Source organism: Pseudomonas sp. PSB18, assembly GCF_014596565.1.
GTDB lineage: Bacteria > Pseudomonadota > Gammaproteobacteria > Pseudomonadales > Pseudomonadaceae > Aquipseudomonas.
In genome coordinates this window covers 37,745-53,494 of record NZ_NOIN01000008.1, presented here as the reverse complement: position 1 = coordinate 53,494, position 15,750 = coordinate 37,745, and the positions used below count along the sequence as shown (strand labels likewise).

The following is a 15,750-nucleotide window of genomic DNA, read 5'->3' as shown; positions in this document are numbered from 1 at the left end:
GCCCGGGCATGAAGGCCGACGACACAGGCGCAACAGACTCGGGCTCATGAATGAGTGCGCTGATGCTATCAGAGACGCAGCCGCCCGCCACGACTGCGTGCGGTTCCCAGACCATGAGGCAACAGGCTGGAGCGGGTATGGGCATGGCAAATGGCGATAGCCAGGGCGTCGGAGGCATCAATCTGCGGCTTACTGACCAACTTCAACAAGTGCATCACCATCATTTGCACCTGTTCCTTGTTTGCCGCGCCCGTTCCGACGACCGCCTGCTTGACCTGGGTCGCGGTGTACTCGGCGATCTCCAGGCTTTCCTCGGCGCCGGCAACAATCGCCGCGCCCCGGGCCTGCCCCAGTTTCAAGGCGGAATCGGCGTTACGCGCCATGAACACCTTTTCGATGCCCATGGTGACCGGGCCGTAGGTCTGGATGACTTCGCGCACGCCGCGATAAACGATCTGCAGGCGCTCATGCAACTCACCTGCCCCGGTGCGGATGCAGCCGGACGCGACATACACACAGCCGCGTCCGGTGTCGCGAACCACGCCGTAGCCGGTAATGCGCGAACCGGGGTCGATGCCAAGGATTAAAGTCATAACGCCTGCGGTTTGAAGATGGAATTATTGAACCTGTGGGAGCGAGCCTGCTCGCGATGGCGATCCTCCTGCAACTTTTTTGCAAACTGGACGACCGCTATCGCGAGCAGGCTCGCTCCCACATTCAGAACGGCGGCGACGAGTCAGCCCAGCTGTTCCGCCACCGACTCCGGAATATCGGCATTGGAATAAACGTTTTGCACGTCATCCAGGTCCTCGAGCATGTCGATCAGCTTGAGCACCTTCTCGGCGCCTTCCAGGTCCAATTCGGCACTGGTGGTCGGCTGCATGACGATTTCCGCGTCGGCCGGCTTGAACCCGGCCGCTTCCAGGGCGTTGCGCACGGCATAGAAGGTGGCGAACGACGTGAACACGTCGAACGAGCCGTCTTCATGGCCGACTACATCATCGGCGTCGGCTTCGAGGGCGGCTTCCGTCAGGGCATCTTCATCCAGGCCCGGTGCGAAACTGATCTGCCCCTTGCGCTCGAACAGATAAGCCACCGAACCGTCGGTACCGAGGTTGCCACCACACTTGCTGAAGGCATGACGCACGGCCGCCGCGGTACGGTTGCGGTTGTCGGTCATACACTCGACCATCACCGCCACACCGCCCGGCCCATAACCTTCGTAGGTCAGCTCTTCGACGTTGTCGGCCTCGGTCGCACCGGCGCCACGAGCAATGGCCCGGTCGATGATGTCGCGGCTCATGTTGGCACCGAGCGCCTTGTCCAGGGCCAGGCGCAGACGCGGGTTGGACCCCGGATCGCCGCCACCCTGGCGGGCCGCGACTGTCAGCTCACGGATCCACTTGGTAAAGATCTTGCCCCTTTTGGCATCCTGACGTTCTTTGCGGTGCTTGATGTTCGCCCACTTGGAATGACCTGCCATAACTCGCTCCGGTTCTTCTTGAAACGTTGCCCGCCCTGCGCGCTCGCGCGGTGGCAGACAAGCAGAAATATCGACACCAACGAAAAGGCGCATCCGAAGATGCGCCTTCAGGTGTCAGCCTTACTCAGCCTTTGGCTGTTCACGCAGGCGGATGTGCAGCTCGCGCAGCGCCTTGGCATCCACCGCACCCGGGGCCTGGGTCATGACATCGGCCGCGCTCTGGGTTTTCGGGAATGCGATCACTTCACGGATCGACTGGGCGCCGGTCATCAGCATCACCAGGCGATCCAGGCCGAAGGCCAGGCCACCGTGGGGTGGTGCGCCGAACTTCAGGGCGTCGAGCAGGAAGCCGAATTTCTCTTCCTGTTCCGCCTCGTCGATGCCCAGCAGGCGGAACACCGCCTGTTGCATGTCCTTGCGATGGATACGGATCGAACCGCCACCCAGCTCGGTGCCGTTCAGGACCATGTCATAGGCGCGCGACAACGCGGTAGCCGGGTTGGCTTCCAGCTCTTGCGGCGTGCATTTCGGCGCGGTGAACGGGTGATGCAGGGCGGTAAAGCTGCCATCGTCGTTTTCTTCGAACATCGGGAAGTCGACAACCCACAATGGCGCCCAGTCGCTCGTCAGCAACTCCAGGTCGTGACCGACCTTGATCCGCAACGCGCCCAGGGCTTCACTGACGATCTTGGCCTTGTCGGCGCCGAAGAACACGATGTCGCCATCGACCGCGCCAACGCGATCGAGGATCACGTTCAGGTTGGCTTCAGGGATATTCTTGACGATCGGCGATTGCAGGCCTTCAACGCCTTTGGCGCGCTCATTGACCTTGATGTACGCCAGGCCCTTGGCACCATAGATGCCGACGAACTTGGTGTAGTCGTCGATTTTGCTGCGCGGCATACTCGCCGCACCCGGCACGCGCAAGGCGGCGACGCGGCATTTCGGATCGTTGGCCGGACCGCTGAAGACCTTGAACTCGACGTCCTTGAGCTGATCGGCCACGTCCACCAGTTCCAGCGGAATACGCAGGTCCGGCTTGTCGGAACCGTAGCGGCGCATGGCCTCGTCCCAGGTCATGTGCGGGAAGTCACCGAATTCCAGACCCAGCACTTCCTTGAACAGGTTGCGGATCATGCCTTCGGTCAGGCCCATGATGTCTTTTTCGTCGAGGAAGCTGGTCTCGATATCGATCTGGGTGAATTCAGGCTGACGGTCGGCACGCAGGTCTTCGTCGCGGAAGCACTTGGCGATCTGGTAGTAACGGTCGAAGCCGGCCACCATCAACAGTTGCTTGAACAGCTGCGGCGATTGCGGCAGGGCGAAGAAGCTGCCGGGGTGGGTACGGCTCGGCACCAGGTAGTCGCGAGCGCCTTCCGGTGTGGCACGGGTCAGGATCGGCGTCTCGACGTCGAGGAAGCCGTTCTCGTCCAGGTAGCGACGGATGCTGGTGGTCATGCGCGAACGCAGGCGCAGCTTCTCGGCCATTTCCGGGCGACGCAGGTCGATGAAGCGATAGCGCAGGCGGGTTTCTTCGCCCACGTCGGAGAATTCGTTGAGCGGGAACGGCGGGGTTTCCGCTTCGTTGAGCACTTCCAGCTCATGACCCAGCACTTCGATCATGCCGGACGCCATGTTGGCATTGCCGGCACCGGCCGGACGCAAACGCACCTTGCCGGTGATCTTGACCACGTATTCGCTGCGCACGCGGTCGGCGGTGGCGAAGGTTTCAGCACGGTCCGGATCGAACACCACCTGGGCCAGGCCTTCACGATCACGGATATCGAGGAAAATCACCCCGCCATGGTCACGGCGACGATGGACCCATCCGCAAAGAGTAACTTCCTGACCTTCCAGGCTTTCGTTCAGTTGGCCGCAATAATGGCTGCGCATCATGGTAGTGGTTTCACTTCTCGTAATTCGACATTCGGTTGGAGGCCCTGCCCATGCAAGAACCCGCGCGTATTCATCTCAGTCAGCTTTGTCGCCACCGGCGAGGTTCTTCTTGGCGCCGGTCTTGAAGTCGGTTTCATACCAGCCCGTACCGCCGAGGCGGAAACCCGGCATGGACAGCATTTTTTTCAGCTCCGGCGCCTGGCAGGCGGGGCAGTCGACCAGCGGTGCTTCGCTGATCTTTTGGATGGCTTCCAACTGATGACCACAGGAAGCACATTGATAGTCGTACATCGGCATGGGTTGTCTCGGCGATCAGGTTAATCGCGCAAAAGCTGGGCTTTGCGGCAAAGAGCGGGATTATATCCATTAAATGCAGCCTGTGCAGCCGTAGGGGCGTTCTCCATTCGTTTCCATGGGATGGGAAAACGAATCTGGAAGCCCCCAACGCTGCACAGGGCACCTACCGGCGCGACCGAGTCACTGTGGAGCCCCAGGCCAGTGACGCTCCACGACCTCCATGCCGGCCTCCTTCAAACTGTGCACCACGCAGACCACACGGACCAGGCCGCTGAAATTACGGACCCCGCCATGGCGCAGATGCACCTCCCTGTCGACATGGGACAGCAGCGTATTGATGGAGCAATTGTTGAGCTCGGCGATGTCGCCGAGAATCTCCCAATAGACCCGCTCCAGCCGAAGACAGGTGGCGAACCCGTTCAAACGGATGGACCGGGACAAGGGCCGGGCCAGTTGCATATCGAACCCACTGACGAACGGGTCGATAGCGATGGCCTGCGCCCCCTCCCTCGATTCTTTTCCTTGAATCATACCGTTGACACTCCTTTGCCATACGAACCTCTCAGTCAGGACAACCAATCTGGTGCCCTATGGAAGCTCAACGGAGTCGCCAGATCCAGATGACTTTTTGATCGGCAACGTAGGACAAGCCAACAGTTGGCAGACGATGAATTACATCGTCCTACACACGATGGTTCCCCCCAACAGGCAGGCGCAAGACTGATCGGAATGCCCGATACAAGGAACACCAACGGTTGCACACGCGAGCGATGATGTCACGGCTCCCACCATCGCCCGCCTGAGACCTACCGCTCGTCCAGCAGAGAGCGCAGCATCCACGCGGTTTTTTCGTGAACCTGCATGCGTTGGGTCAGCAGGTCGGCGGTCGGCTCATCACTGACTTTGTCCAGCAAGGGGAAGATACCGCGGGCCGTGCGCGTCACCGCCTCCTGGCCAGCGACCAGTTGCCGGATCATGTCTTCGGCACCGGGCACGCCCTCCTCTTCCTTGATGGAAGACAAGCGCGCATACACCGAATAGGCCCCCGGCGCGGGGAAGCCGAGCGCACGAATGCGCTCGGCAATCAGATCCACCGCCAGCGCCAGCTCGTTGTATTGCTCTTCGAACATCAGATGCAGGGTCCGAAACATCGGCCCCGTGACGTTCCAGTGGAAATTGTGGGTCTTGAGATACAACACGTAGGTGTCCGACAACAAGCGTGAAAGCCCGTCGACGATGGACTTGCGATCTTCTTCATTGATACCGATATCAATTGCCATGTTGGTTGATCTCCTGACGGTGATGAATTCCACAGCGTAGCGGGTGTTGTCGCCAGTGGCGTGCGACAAATCGCCAGCCCTCCTGAACCGACAAGCCCGGACGCCGGACGGTTCCAGGCTATCCCGCTATCAGCAGGATAAACGCCCCTCCCTGTGGGAGCGAGCCTGCTCGCGATGGCGGCGGGTCAGCAATACCTTCAGCAACTGACAGACCGCCATCGCGAGCAGGCTCGCTCCAACAGGCGTGCAGCTTTCCGGCCGACGAACAGCGTGGTACGCACCTGTTACGAGTTTGAGAAGCCCCCGGCTTTGCTGTTAAATAGGCAGTGTGTCGCTACGTCTATTTTCCCGGGCGTAGCGCATAGGCTGATTCGGGTACGTGTCCAGCGCCTCTCATTGTTCTGAAGCGAACCGCCCCCGACCAGCTCTTCCTTGTGATCCGTCTTAACCGTGAGTCAATCAAAATGTTGAAAATCGTCCACTTGCTAATGGGCGCAGCTGCCCTGCTGCTGTCCTTCATCCCTAGCCTGGGTTCCGAAGCCACACCTTACCTGCAACATCCCGATGCGCTTTACCTGGCCTTCTTCGGCCTCCTCAACCTGATCCTCGCACCTGTCATTCCTTACTGGCACAAAGGTCCTCGTCATCAACTGCAAAACCTGGTCAGCGTACTGCTGGTGCTGGCCGTTGCCCTGCAAACCCTGAGCCTGCTGGCGCCCATGCCGGAAATCAGCGGCCAACCAGCCGTTCTGTTCAGCCTGGCGGCCGCGCTGCTTGCCGTGGCACTGCACCTGGCCGTCAGCTTCTACAAGAAGTCGTCGCCGTCTGCCGCGCCGCAGAACTACGACATGTCCAACCGCGATACCGGCACCGTGAAGTGGTTCAACACCTCCAAGGGCTTCGGCTTTATCTCCCGCGATTCCGGCGATGATATTTTCGTGCATTTCCGGGCCATCCGCGGCGAAGGCCATCGCGTACTGGTCGAAGGCCAGCGCGTGGAGTTTTCCGTGATGCACCGCGACAAAGGCCTGCAAGCCGAAGACGTCATCGCCGCACTACCGCGCCGCTGATTCCAGGCATGAAAAAACCGCGAGCAGCCAGGCTGCATCGCGGTTTTTTTTGCCCTGTCGCCCGGGCGATCAGTAATGCGGGGGCGGCGCCTCTTCCTCGACGGATTCGAACTGCCCGGCCATTTCCTCCTGCCGCTTGAGCAACGCCGCCATCTGCAATTGCAAACGCTCGACAACTCGCTGTTGCTCCACCAACACATCATTCAACGCCTGGATGGTGTCATCCTGAAATGCCAGGCGAGTTTCCAGATCGGTAACACGCGCCTCAAGATCCACGGCTCAACCCTCCACAAACTTGAAATCGTCGGTCAGGGCCATCCGCAACCGCTCGCGAATGGCCGCCACCTGCTCCGCATTATAAGGCCGGGCCGGATGCTTGCCCCATACCGGCGACGGCCAGGCAGCGTCCTCATGCCTACGCACGATGACGTGCATGTGCAACTGGCTGACAACGTTACCCAACGTCGCGATGTTCAACTTATCGGCATCAAAGGAATCCTTGAGGATCTCGGCCAGTGCGGTGGTTTCCTTCCATAGCTGACGCTGATCAACGTCATCGAGCTGAAACAACTCACTGATACTTTCCCGCCTTGGTACAAGAATGAACCACGGGTAATTCGAATCATTGGATAACAGCAACCGGCACAACGGGAAATCGCCAATGGGCAATGTGTCCTGTTGCAGTCGTGAATCTAAAACAAACACCGCGCGTACTCCTTGCTCGTTATCGGGGCTGCCCGGTTTGGGCCTGTATCGCCTATTTGCAGCATACCCCCGAATGGCCGAACGTTCACTGCGTACCCTCCCAGGCATGGCGCCAATGCCTGTTTTCGGGGCTGACCTCTTTGAGCACGGCAGCCAGACGCACCAATTTGGCGCAGCCAGTCTCCCAGAGTGCGAAAACGTCGACCCCGGCATCCCGCGAAACACCGAGCCTGGTGCGACTCATGAATTTTTTTGCACCAAAACCGCACAAAGCGTCTACGCTCAGTGCACAAAGTATCCGGGATTTACTCACCGGATAGGGTGAACCGGTAACGTTTTTGGTTGTCTCGAGCCGTTTACAGATTTCCAACACGATAGCGGCGTAGCAGTCAACCCTATTTAAAACAAGGCCTTTGAGCCCCGGTTTCATGAGGTTTCATCGCGCCGAAAGGAAGAGTGTGAAAAAAATGTGAACAAAATTCGGGTTTGTGCATGCTTGTTGCATTCATCCCGGACATCGCCTTCAGGGGATCGTAGGAACGAGAACCTGCTGGCCTATAAATAAAGTGGCAAGGTTGCCCTCAGGAGCTTCAAGTGCAGTAACAAAGGACTCTTTACACCGACGCCGAAGAAAGAAAAGCAACATTCAAGTTGCGAAACCCGATTGCGTCGGAACAGCCCCATTACGACATGGATCGAGCCATTGGCGACATGGTCGTAAAGAAGCTGAAAGGTTGGATGGGCAAGTATCGCCAATGATGTCGTCGTGATATAAATTTGCGCCGACACAAAAAGAAAGAGCCGCCCAGAAAAAAAAACAGGTGGGACGGCAGTACTCTTCTAAAAACCAAAGGAGCAAATCACGATGCGCGTGATGAAGTGGAGCATGATCGCACTGGCTGTTTCGGCCGGTGTTTCGCAGTTCGCAGTGGCGTCTTCTCAAGACGAGTCCAAAGGCTTTTTTGAAGATCAGAGCCTGAAATCCAAGACTCGTTTCGAGTACATGAACCGTGACTATAAGAACGGTGCCAGCAACCCTTCTTCGGGCACCAGCGGCTACCGCCAGGACTCCGGCCTGAGCGAATTGCTGACCTACGAGTCGGGCTTCACTCAAGGTACTGTCGGTTTCGGTCTGGACGCCATGGCAATGGGTTCGGTCAAACTGGACGGTGGCTCGGGCCGCCGTGGTAACGGCCTGTTCGCCAACGACAGTGACGGCAACCCGGAAAAATCCCAAGGTAAAGTGGGCGGTGCCGTTAAACTGCGCCTGTCCGATACCGTCCTGAAATACGGCCAGCAATTCGTTGCCAGCCCGGTTTTCGCTACTGACGACAGCCGTCTGATTCCAGAAGTCGCTACCGGTACCTTGGTCACCTCCAAAGAGATCAAAGGCCTGGAACTGAGCGCAGGTCGCTTCACCTCGCTGAGCAAACAAACCGGTATGGGCCGTGACAGCATCGGCGGTCTGCCTGATGAAAACGGCAATGGCGGCAAAGGCCTGACCAACATCAACATTTTCGGTGCAAGCTACGCCTTCACCGATAACTTCACCGGTGCCTTGGCTGCATCCGATGCTGACGACTACTTCAAGAAGTACTACGTCAACCTGAACTACACGATGCCAATCAGCGAAGATCAGTCGCTGAACATCGACTTCAACGGCTATAAAACCAAAGGCGAGAGCCGCGGCGATCTGGTTGACGCAATTGGCGATGGCACCCAGGGCGTAGACAACAACCTGTGGTCCCTGGCCGCAGCCTATAGCATCGGTGCTCACAAGTTCACCATCGCTCACCAACGCTCCAGCGGTGACAACGCTTACTACTATGGCGTAGACGGCAACGGCACGATCTTCGTTGCCAACTCCATCCAGATCTCCGACTTCGTCGGCCGCGACGAGCGTTCGTGGCAAGCTCGCTACGACCTGAACATGAAAACCTACGGTGTTCCAGGCCTGAGCTTCATGACCCGCTACGTAATGGGTGACCACATCACCACTAACGGTCTGGGCGAAGGTAAGGAAAACGAGTGGAACGTTGAGTCCAAGTACGTCATGCAAGAAGGTCCAGCCAAAGACCTGTCGTTCCGTCTGCGCTTCGCCAACTACCGCTCGAACGGCGCGTACAGCGGCTATTCGTCTGACGTCTATGACACCCGCCTGATCGTCGAATACCCACTGAGCATCCTGTAACTCAGCGGTCACTCGATAGCTACACCGACATAAAAAAACCGCTCACTGTCAAGGTGAGCGGTTTTTTTTATGCGCCGAATAAAACAACTTGGTGCAACTTCATAAATAACAAGCCAACCAAATACAACCTGACCCAATCGCCAGGTTATATCCGCGTTATCTCGCCGTCTCTTCCTGAACAACCCGAATCACTCGCTGCGGAAACGGAATATCAATACCCGCCGCCTTCAACCGGTCACGGGATTGTTCGTTGAACATGAACATCACATCCCAGTAGTCCGCCGTCTTGACCCATACCCGCAGAGACACCGTGATCGAACTGTCACCGAGTGTGGAAATCACTGCTTGAGGAGCCGGATCGGCCAATACACGCTCATCCTTCGCCAGTTCCAGCAACACTTCCCTGGCCTTCTGCAGATCAGCCTCATAATCCACACCCACGTCGAACACCACTTTGCGGGTCGGCTGGCGATTGGTGTTGGTGATGATGCCGTTCGACAGGTTGCCGTTGGGCACGATCACCGTCTTGTTGTCACCGGTGCGCAGCACGGTATGGAAGATCTGGATGCTGTCGACTGTGCCGGCGATGCCTTGGGCTTCGATCCAGTCGCCAATACGGAACGGGCGAAACAGCAGGATCAGCACGCCGCCAGCGAAGTTTGCCAGACTGCCCTGCAATGCCAGGCCTATTGCCAAGCTCGCCGCACCGATGGCGGCGACGAACGAGGTGGTTTCCACGCCGATCATCGATGCAACGCTAATCGCCAGCAATATCTTCAGGATGATATTGGCCAGGGTACTGATAAACCCTTGCAGGGCCAGGTCAGCGTTACGCAGGGCCAGCAGCGCGCCCAGTTTTTGCGTGACCTTGTTGATCAACCACCAGCCGATAGCCAGGGTGATGAGTGCCAGCAACACGCGGCTGCCATATTCCATGACCATCGGTATCGCGGCCTGGGAGGTTTTGATCAGGTGATCCACTTCTGCATTCAAGTCCATTCGACTCTCCTTTATAACCATAAGCACGAATGTGGCGAGGAAGCCTGCTCCCCCACCACCCTATTCCTGAACAGCCTGGCGTCCTGTCAGTCGCGGAAGTTATTGAACTGTAGCGGCATGCCGAATTCTTTGGCGCGCAGTGCCGCGATGGCCTCTTGCAAGTCATCGCGCTTCTTGCCGGTAACCCGCACCTGCTCGCCCTGGATGGCGGCCTGCACCTTGAGCTTGGCGTCCTTGATGTGGGCGACAATCTTCTTCGCCAGCTCCTTGTCGATGCCTTCCTTGAGCACGGCTTCCTGCTTCATCACCTTGCCCGAGGCATAGGCATCCTTGATCTCAAGGCATTGCACGTCGATCTTGCGCTTGACCAACGCAAGCTTGAGGATTTCGATCATCGCCTCGAGTTGGAACTCGGCTTCGGCGGTCAGGTTGACGGTCAGGTCCTTTTCCTTGAACTCGAAGCTGCCCTTGCCCTTGAGGTCATAGCGACGGTCGAGTTCCTTGATGGCGTTTTCAACCGCGTTGGTGGCTTCGTGCTTGTCCAGTTCGGATACCACGTCGAATGACGGCATGTAGAGTTCTCCAATAAAAAAGGCGCCCGGTAATAAAGGCGCGCGCTTGGCTTGTGGTTAAAATCGCGCTCATTATAACGAGTCTTTTCCAGCCGATACTGTGAGCCCCCAAGATGCCCGTATCAAACCGAGTAAAAAGCTGATGTCCACCACCTGGCATGTCCTCGGGGCCGGCAGTCTCGGCACATTGTGGGCTGCGCGCCTGGCCCGGGCCGACCTGCCGGTGCGGCTGGTGTTGCGCGATGAAGGCCGGTTGCAGGCCTATCGGCGCGCCGGTGGCCTGACGTTGGTGGAACAGGGCCAGTCGCAGTCCTACCCGGTGCCGGGCGAAACAGCGAACGCTCCCGAGCCGATCAGGCGCCTGCTGCTGGCCTGCAAGGCCTATGACGCGGAAGCAGCGGTGGCCTCGGTGGCCCATCGCCTGGACGCCGAGTCGGAACTGATCCTGTTGCAGAATGGCCTCGGCAGTCAGGACGCGGTGGCCAACCGCGTCCCCCAGGTCCGTTGCATCAGCGCCTCCAGCACCGAAGGCGCGTTCCGCGACGGTGACTGGCGCGTGGTGTTCGCCGGTCACGGTTACACCTGGCTCGGTGACCCCGCCCACCCTGTGGCACCGTTCTGGCTGGACGACCTGAGCGCCGCCGGCATCCCCCACGAATGGAGCGCGGACATCCTCACCCGGCTCTGGCGAAAACTGGCGCTCAATTGCGCGATCAACCCGCTGACCGTGCTGTACCACTGCAAGAATGGCGGCCTGCAGGAGCATCGTTGCGAAGTGGCAACCCTGTGCGCGGAGCTCACCGACCTGCTTGAACGCTGTGGCCAGCCCGCGGCGGCCGAAGACTTGCAGCCGGAAGTCGAACGGGTGATCCAGGCCACCGCTGCCAATTACTCCTCGATGCACCAGGATGTTGCCAACCGGCGCCGCACCGAAATCAGCTATCTGCTCGGCCACGCCTGCAAGGTCGCCCGGCGGCACGAGCTGGCGGTACCGCATCTGGAACAGTTGCGCCAGCGGCTGATCGGTCACTTGAACAACCTCGGATTGCCCAGCGACTGAGCAGCGGCTACGCTGGCCTCGTGTTCCTTTTCAGCGACGAATCTGATGCCATTGCGCCAGCGCCTTGAAAACCTGCCGGTCGGCCAGAAACTGTTGGCCGCCCTGTTGGTGTTGTTGACCACTGTCCTGCTGGTCGCCAACCTGACCTTTATCAGCGCCGCCTACTACATTTCCCAGGAAAGCATGGCCCCCCAGGCCCTGCAGACCATCGGCCGGCTGATCGCCAACCCGAGCCTGATCTCAGATGCCCTGCAATCGCCACAAGGCGCCAAGCGTCTGCTCGACGAACTCAACAGCTATGCCCCGCTGCGGGCGGCGGCGCTGTATGACGGCGAGGGCGAGCGCCTGGCGCAACTGCAGCAGGGTGAGAAGCTCAAGCTGCCGGATCATTTCCGCAACGTGCAGGCCTGGCAGGCCGGTGAATTCCGCAGCAACCAGGTCATCACCCTGCCCCGCCCCGGTACGGCACCGGGCCACCTGCTGCTGGTCGCCAGCAGTGAACTGCCTACGGCGTTCTACACCGGCACCCTGACCGCCAGCCTCGGCATCCTGATTTTCAGCGTGCTGCTGTGGCTGGTCATCGCCCAGCAGATCAAACGCCTGATCACCCGGCCGATTCATCAGTTGGAAGAGCTGTCGCGCCAGGTTACCCGGGAGGAAAACTATTCCCTGCGCGCCGCCCGTGGCAACCATGACGAAATCGGTAGCCTGGCCGAAGCCTTCAACACCATGCTGTCACGGATCGAGGCCCGGGAGCAGCAGCTCAAGCGCGCCCGGGACGACTCCCAGGCGGCCTACGACCAGGCCCAAGGCCTGGCGGAAGAAACCCGGCACACCAACCGCAAGCTGGAACTCGAAGTCCAGGTGCGCAGCAAGATCGAGAAAAAGCTCACCGGCTTCCAGAACTACCTCAACAGCATCATCGACTCCATGCCATCGGCCCTGATCGCCCTCGATGAACAGCTCTACGTCACCCAATGGAACCAGGAGGCCAGTGCCCTTTCCGGCACCCGGCTGGACGAAGCATTGAATCAGCCGATATTCCTCGCGTTCGAACCCCTCAAGCCGTACCTGCCGCAGCTCAAGCAAACGGTGGAGCAGCACACGGTGGCCAAGATCGAACGCGTCACCTGGACCAAGGACGATGAAGCCCGGCACTACGCCCTGACCTTCTACCCGCTGATGGGGGGCGCAGGGCGCGGGGTGGTGATCCGGATCGATGACATCACCCAGCGCCTGTCGCTGGAAGAGATGATGGTGCAGTCGGAAAAAATGCTCTCGGTCGGCGGTCTCGCGGCGGGCATGGCCCATGAGATCAACAACCCGCTGGGGGCCATCCTGCACAACGTACAGAACATCCGCCGCCGCCTGTCACCGGAACTGCCCAAGAACCTCGAACAGGCCGAGCAACTGGGTATCGAACTGCAGGCGGTCAATCAGTACCTCCAGGGCCGGGACATCCCGCAGTTGCTCGATGGCATCCAGCAGGCCGGCGCCCGAGCGGCGAAAATCGTCACTCACATGCTCAGTTTCAGCCGTCGCAGTACACGACAGATGGCCCCCTGCGACCTGCCGGCCCTGATCGACCAGGCGGTGGAAATCGCCGGCAACGATTTCGACCTGGCGATCGGCTTCGACTTCAAGGGCCAGGCGATCATCCGTCAGTTCGACCCGAACCTGGGCCCGGTGCCCGGCACCGCCAACGAATTGGAGCAGGTGCTGCTCAACCTGTTGAAGAACGCCGCCCAGGCCATTCACCAACGCCAGGACGACAGCGAACCCGGGCGCATTATCCTGCGCACGCGGCTGAACCCGCCCTGGGCGGAAATCCAGGTCGAGGACAACGGCATCGGCATGAGCGAAAACGTGCGCAAACGCACCTTCGAGCCGTTCTTCACCACCAAGGAAATCGGCCAGGGCACGGGGCTGGGACTGTCGGTGTCGTATTTCATCATCACCAATAACCACAAGGGCCAGATGGAAGTGCAGTCGGCGCCGGGCCAAGGCACCTGCTTCACCTTGCGCCTGCCCCTGGCGGGCATTTCGATGATGCCCCAAGAACACAAGCAACTGGAGCGCTGAGCATGGGCTTTCGCCTGTCGAAGATTTACACCCGCACCGGCGACAAGGGTGAAACCGGGTTGGGCGATGGTCGTCGCGTGGCGAAGGACCACCCACGGGTCGAGGCCATCGGCGAAGTGGATAGCTTGAACAGCCAGCTGGGATTGCTGTTGGCCGGGCTTGCCGATGAGGCGAGCCGATACCCTGCGCTAAGGGAGATCATCGAAGTGTTGGCGCCCTGTCAGCATCGGTTGTTCGACCTCGGTGGCGAACTGGCGATGCCGGCCTATCAGGCACTGACCCCGGCGGAAGTCGAGCGACTGGAAGCGGCCATCGACCTGTGGAACGAAGAGCTGGGGCCGCTGGAAAACTTCATCCTGCCCGGCGGCTCGAACCTGGTGGCCCAGGCCCACGTCTGTCGCAGCCTGGCCCGTAGTGCCGAACGCCGTTGCCAGCAGTTGAACGCCGTCGAGCCGCTGGCCGGGCCGGGGCTGGCCTATATCAATCGGATGTCGGATCTGTTGTTCGTGGCGGCACGGGTGATTGCCCGGCGGCAGGGGGTGGCGGAGGTGCTTTGGGCGGCGGCGGCCAAGCCTGGGGAGTGATTCGTCGCCTGTGAGGACGTCATCGCGAGCAGGCTCGCTCCCACAGTTTGATCGCGGTTCCCTTGTGGGAGCGAGCCTGCTCGCGATGACGTCAGCGTATACACCACAGAATCAAGCCTCTGGCCAAAACGCCCGAATCCCCGCCACACCCTGCGCGCCGGCCTCCCAGGCCTTCTGCCGCTCGGTAGGCCCCACCCCGCCCAACAGATACACCGGGCGGTTGAAACCCTCGATCAGCCGCGAAGCCTCTTCCCACCCCAATGGCTGGGCCTCGGGATGGGTCTGGGTCGGTTGCACGGGCGAGAGCGTCACGAAGTCCACATCCATCTGCTGTGCCAGGGAGAGCTCCTCGGCGCTATGGCAGGAAGCGGCCAGCCAACGGTCCTTGCCGAAGGGGCGACCGGCCGCCGCATGCTTGCGCAGTTGCGCGGCGGTGACGTGCCAGCCGGCGGAAGGGAAGTCCCCCAGCCACTCGAAAGGGCCCTTGAGCATCAACTGCGCCTTGCCGGCACACAACCCCGCCGCATCCACCGCCAGATCACGGTATTGCGGATCGTAGCCATTGGGCGCCCGCAACTGGACCAGCTTGATTCCGCCCGCGATAGCCTTCTGCATGCCCCGCAACAGGGCCGGTGTTTCAAGGCCTTCCGGGGTGATCAGGTATTCGCCGGGCAAACGTGCCGCCGCGACGATCGGCTGGTTGGCGGCCGGAAACTCATAATGGGTCAGATCCCGGGCCGTGACCCAAGCCAGCGGTTGCCCTTCGGCGCCATGGGGTTCGCCGGAGAACGCCGAGACTTCCCAGACATCCAGCAAGACCTGTTTGTCCGGATAATCGTGACAGACCTTGATCAACGGCCGGGCAGCGTCGACCACTATCCCCAGCTCTTCATGTAGCTCGCGGGCCAAGGCTGTCTCGACGGACTCGTCCGGTTCAACCTTGCCGCCGGGAAACTCCCAAAGGCCACCCTGGTGCTGGGTGTCGGCACGCCGGGCGATCAGGATCTTGCCGGCGGCGTCGCGAATGACCGCCGCCGCTACGTGTACTCGTTTCACCGCGCTGTTTCCTCCAGACCGGCTTGTTGCCACGCCTTGAACGCCGGCCATTGATAAAGGGTTTCAACATAGGCCGCATCGACCTCCGGCAGTTCCACCTGATAGCTACGCAAGCGCACGGCGACCGGCGCGAAAAACGCGTCCGCCAGGCTCAAGGTGCCGGACAGGTATGGGCCGGCTTCGGTCGCCACGGCACGGCACTCGGCCCACAGCGCCAACATCCGCTCGATTTCCGCCTGGACATCGGCCGGCATGGGCGACAACGGCGCGTCGTGGGCCCGGGCGGCCACAGCCTTGGGCCAGAGGCCGGCGTCGGGAAACTGTTCGGCCAGGTATTCGGCAATCGCCAGGGAGTCGGCGATGACACCCGTTTCGGTCTGGAGCAGCGGGACCTTGATGATCAGATGCAGGCTCATATCTGGAGTCCTTTCTTGTGGCTATTCAGAAATAGTGCAGGTCTGTTCCAACGCCATCG

The 15,750-nt window shown here is 60.1% G+C and carries 16 protein-coding genes and 1 pseudogene; 5 read left to right on the top strand and 12 right to left on the bottom strand.

Features of this window, described 5'->3' with window-relative positions:
- Positions 1-68: 68 nt before the first annotated feature.
- The 6 genes from ruvC to CGA22_RS19030 all read right to left on the bottom strand — a co-directional run bounded on the left by ruvC (position 69) and on the right by CGA22_RS19030 (position 4,956).
- On the bottom strand, positions 69-593 hold the full coding sequence (gene ruvC / locus CGA22_RS19055; protein ID WP_024776477.1) for a crossover junction endodeoxyribonuclease RuvC: 525 nt from the start codon (positions 591-593) through the stop codon (positions 69-71).
- Positions 594-736: 143 nt separating this feature from the next.
- The gene (locus tag CGA22_RS19050) at positions 737-1,483 is read right to left on the bottom strand and encodes a YebC/PmpR family DNA-binding transcriptional regulator (protein ID WP_041021687.1); all 747 of its coding nucleotides are present in this window, start codon (positions 1,481-1,483) and stop codon (positions 737-739) included.
- A gap of 120 nt (positions 1,484-1,603) precedes the next feature.
- On the bottom strand, positions 1,604-3,379 hold the full coding sequence (aspS, locus tag CGA22_RS19045; RefSeq protein WP_041021688.1) for an aspartate--tRNA ligase: 1,776 nt from the start codon (positions 3,377-3,379) through the stop codon (positions 1,604-1,606).
- A 75-nt stretch (positions 3,380-3,454) separates the two neighbouring features.
- Complete coding sequence (locus CGA22_RS19040; protein WP_041021689.1) at positions 3,455-3,676, bottom strand: FmdB family zinc ribbon protein; 222 nt, start codon at positions 3,674-3,676, stop codon at positions 3,455-3,457.
- Between the two features lie 180 nt (positions 3,677-3,856).
- Positions 3,857-4,207: a ribbon-helix-helix domain-containing protein gene (locus CGA22_RS19035; protein ID WP_041021690.1), complete on the bottom strand. Its 351-nt coding sequence runs from the start codon at positions 4,205-4,207 to the stop codon at positions 3,857-3,859.
- 275 nt (positions 4,208-4,482) lie between these two features.
- Positions 4,483-4,956, bottom strand: a complete 474-nt coding sequence (locus CGA22_RS19030; RefSeq protein WP_041021691.1) for a Dps family protein — start codon at positions 4,954-4,956, stop codon at positions 4,483-4,485.
- A gap of 464 nt (positions 4,957-5,420) precedes the next feature.
- Between CGA22_RS19030 and CGA22_RS27310 the strand changes: the two genes are divergently transcribed.
- Positions 5,421-6,026 carry a cold-shock protein gene (locus tag CGA22_RS27310; RefSeq protein ID WP_041021692.1) on the top strand — a complete coding sequence of 202 codons (606 nt, stop codon included), beginning with the start codon at positions 5,421-5,423 and terminating at the stop codon, positions 6,024-6,026.
- A gap of 69 nt (positions 6,027-6,095) precedes the next feature.
- Here CGA22_RS27310 and CGA22_RS19020 read toward each other — a convergent pair whose 3' ends face one another.
- A complete protein-coding gene (locus CGA22_RS19020) occupies positions 6,096-6,302 on the bottom strand; it encodes a SlyX family protein (protein ID WP_041021693.1) in 207 nt (68 codons plus the stop codon).
- A 3-nt stretch (positions 6,303-6,305) separates the two neighbouring features.
- Complete coding sequence (locus CGA22_RS19015; protein WP_041021694.1) at positions 6,306-6,731, bottom strand: HIT domain-containing protein; 426 nt, start codon at positions 6,729-6,731, stop codon at positions 6,306-6,308.
- 865 nt (positions 6,732-7,596) lie between these two features.
- Between CGA22_RS19015 and CGA22_RS19010 the strand changes: the two genes are divergently transcribed.
- Positions 7,597-8,922 carry an OprD family porin gene (locus CGA22_RS19010; protein WP_188258678.1) on the top strand — a complete coding sequence of 442 codons (1,326 nt, stop codon included), beginning with the start codon at positions 7,597-7,599 and terminating at the stop codon, positions 8,920-8,922.
- 156 nt (positions 8,923-9,078) lie between these two features.
- On the opposite strand, the gene CGA22_RS19005 is transcribed toward CGA22_RS19010, so the two are convergent.
- Both CGA22_RS19005 and CGA22_RS19000 read right to left on the bottom strand, forming a co-directional pair.
- A complete protein-coding gene (locus CGA22_RS19005; RefSeq protein ID WP_041022918.1) occupies positions 9,079-9,921 on the bottom strand; it encodes a mechanosensitive ion channel family protein in 843 nt (280 codons plus the stop codon).
- 86 nt (positions 9,922-10,007) lie between these two features.
- Positions 10,008-10,493, bottom strand: coding sequence for a YajQ family cyclic di-GMP-binding protein (locus CGA22_RS19000; RefSeq protein ID WP_024776466.1), 486 nt, complete (start codon positions 10,491-10,493; stop codon positions 10,008-10,010).
- A gap of 142 nt (positions 10,494-10,635) precedes the next feature.
- On the opposite strand from CGA22_RS19000, the gene CGA22_RS18995 reads away from it, so the two are divergent.
- Genes CGA22_RS18995 through CGA22_RS18985 form a run of 3 tightly spaced genes read left to right on the top strand, consistent with a single transcriptional unit; the run spans position 10,636 to position 14,219 of the window.
- The gene (locus CGA22_RS18995) at positions 10,636-11,553 is read left to right on the top strand and encodes a putative 2-dehydropantoate 2-reductase (RefSeq protein WP_041022941.1); all 918 of its coding nucleotides are present in this window, start codon (positions 10,636-10,638) and stop codon (positions 11,551-11,553) included.
- A 45-nt stretch (positions 11,554-11,598) separates the two neighbouring features.
- Entirely contained in the window at positions 11,599-13,635 is a 2,037-nt protein-coding gene (locus CGA22_RS18990; protein WP_041022919.1) for a HAMP domain-containing sensor histidine kinase, read from the top strand.
- Between the two features lie 2 nt (positions 13,636-13,637).
- Positions 13,638-14,219, top strand: coding sequence for a cob(I)yrinic acid a,c-diamide adenosyltransferase (locus CGA22_RS18985; RefSeq protein ID WP_041022920.1), 582 nt, complete (start codon positions 13,638-13,640; stop codon positions 14,217-14,219).
- A gap of 111 nt (positions 14,220-14,330) precedes the next feature.
- On the opposite strand, the gene CGA22_RS18980 is transcribed toward CGA22_RS18985, so the two are convergent.
- Both CGA22_RS18980 and CGA22_RS18975 read right to left on the bottom strand, forming a co-directional pair.
- Positions 14,331-15,275, bottom strand: coding sequence for a Nudix family hydrolase (locus tag CGA22_RS18980; protein ID WP_041022921.1), 945 nt, complete (start codon positions 15,273-15,275; stop codon positions 14,331-14,333).
- Positions 15,272-15,670: pseudogene (locus CGA22_RS18975) on the bottom strand (glutathione S-transferase C-terminal domain-containing protein); the annotation flags it as partial. The gene CGA22_RS18980 and the pseudogene CGA22_RS18975, both read right to left, overlap by 4 nt.
- Between the last annotated feature and the right edge of the window lie 80 nt (positions 15,671-15,750).

Coding starts and splice junctions, on each gene's coding strand:
- CGA22_RS18995 (WP_041022941.1), top strand. CDS start 10,636: ATGTCCACCACCTGGCATGTCCTCGGGGCCGGCAGTCTCGGCACATTG.
- CGA22_RS19050 (WP_041021687.1), bottom strand. CDS start 1,483: ATGGCAGGTCATTCCAAGTGGGCGAACATCAAGCACCGCAAAGAACGT.
- CGA22_RS18985 (WP_041022920.1), top strand. CDS start 13,638: ATGGGCTTTCGCCTGTCGAAGATTTACACCCGCACCGGCGACAAGGGT.
- CGA22_RS18990 (WP_041022919.1), top strand. CDS start 11,599: ATGCCATTGCGCCAGCGCCTTGAAAACCTGCCGGTCGGCCAGAAACTG.
- CGA22_RS19005 (WP_041022918.1), bottom strand. CDS start 9,921: ATGGACTTGAATGCAGAAGTGGATCACCTGATCAAAACCTCCCAGGCC.
- aspS (WP_041021688.1), bottom strand. CDS start 3,379: ATGATGCGCAGCCATTATTGCGGCCAACTGAACGAAAGCCTGGAAGGT.
- CGA22_RS19030 (WP_041021691.1), bottom strand. CDS start 4,956: ATGGCAATTGATATCGGTATCAATGAAGAAGATCGCAAGTCCATCGTC.
- CGA22_RS19035 (WP_041021690.1), bottom strand. CDS start 4,207: ATGATTCAAGGAAAAGAATCGAGGGAGGGGGCGCAGGCCATCGCTATC.
- CGA22_RS19040 (WP_041021689.1), bottom strand. CDS start 3,676: ATGCCGATGTACGACTATCAATGTGCTTCCTGTGGTCATCAGTTGGAA.
- CGA22_RS19010 (WP_188258678.1), top strand. CDS start 7,597: ATGCGCGTGATGAAGTGGAGCATGATCGCACTGGCTGTTTCGGCCGGT.
- CGA22_RS19000 (WP_024776466.1), bottom strand. CDS start 10,493: ATGCCGTCATTCGACGTGGTATCCGAACTGGACAAGCACGAAGCCACC.
- CGA22_RS27310 (WP_041021692.1), top strand. CDS start 5,421: ATGTTGAAAATCGTCCACTTGCTAATGGGCGCAGCTGCCCTGCTGCTG.
- ruvC (WP_024776477.1), bottom strand. CDS start 593: ATGACTTTAATCCTTGGCATCGACCCCGGTTCGCGCATTACCGGCTAC.